General features: G+C 70.3%; 2 protein-coding genes. Both read right to left on the bottom strand.

Annotation, left to right across the window (positions count from 1 at the left end):
* The coding region (locus tag M2271_RS42435) for a transposase (RefSeq protein WP_280892817.1) at positions 1–472 on the bottom strand (472 nt) is incomplete at its 3' end.
* Positions 473–513: 41 nt separating this feature from the next.
* Entirely contained in the window at positions 514–1,002 is a 489-nt protein-coding gene (locus M2271_RS42430) for a helix-turn-helix domain-containing protein (RefSeq protein WP_280892816.1), read from the bottom strand.
* Positions 1,003–1,108 lie beyond the last annotated feature (106 nt).

Here is a 1,108-nt window from a genome sequence, read left to right as displayed (position 1 = left end):
GGGCCTGATCGACTGCGGTGCCGACCGCTTCGGCGGTGGTGTGGACGCGCTCGGGGTAGTCCTCGTACTTCGCCGAGCGCCATACCCGCTCGATATCGTTCAGTTCGGGGCTGCGAGGCGGGAGGTAGAAGAGCTCGACGCCGATGGCGGCAAGTTCCTCCCGGCGTCCTTTGAAGACCCGGGCCACGTGCGCGGACGCGTTGTCCAGGACGACGGTGCACGGCCGGACGCGGGTGAAGCCCGCGGGGGGCCTGTCCAGTGCGGCGGTCCCACCGGGCAGGCGGGCCAGGCGCGTGCACACGAACTCCAGCAGCATGACCGCGTCGATCTTTCCGCAGGTCCTCTGCCAGACCAGATCGGCGTGCGCTCCCACGGCCAGGGCCCCCACGACGTTCACACGCCGGCCCTTCTTGTCCTCGCGTGGCACGACGGCCCTCTGTCCTGCCCGTGACCAGGTGTATCCGGTAGGCATGGTCGGGGCGAACCCGCTCTCGTCGAGGAAGTACAGGTCCCTCAAACCCGTACTCGCGTCCAGCCGTAAAGCCGTAAATCCTCCAGCTCGGCCCGGGCGGCCTGCTGGAGGACGGGGTCGGCCTTGTGCCGCAGCGTGTCCCTGGTCCGTTTCCACCGGAACCCGTCCCGATGGAGCAGCTCGGTCAGCCAGGCCGGCGAGAGCCGCACCCCCCGCTCGGCGGCCAGCCAGTCGCACAACGCGGCGGCAGTCCAGGTACGGCCCTGCCTCGCGGACTCGTCCAGCAGGACGGCCAGCGCCTCGCGGTCCTCACGGGTGACCGAGGCCGGGCGGCCCGGGCGCGGGGCATCCGCCAGCGCGTCGAACCCGCCCGCCGCGAAGCGGTGGACCGCACCACGCACGGTGACCTCGTTGCATTCGAGCAGGTCAGCCACCTCGGGCACGGTCAGGACCCGCCCCATCAGCCGTATGCACTCCAGACGCAGTCTGGTACCCGGCGCGAGATCACGTGCGCGCAGACGCTCGCGCACCTCGCGCTCCTGATCACGCGTCAACTCCACAGCAAGGTCTTCGGCATGAGCAGCCCCTCCCCGCCCTACCTCATACCCGAACCACAGCCCACATCACCGAGACCGC

Origin of the sequence: Streptomyces sp. LBL (assembly GCF_029893585.1) — a bacterium.
GTDB lineage: Bacteria > Actinomycetota > Actinomycetes > Streptomycetales > Streptomycetaceae > Streptomyces.
This window is presented reverse-complemented; position numbering and strand designations above follow the sequence as displayed.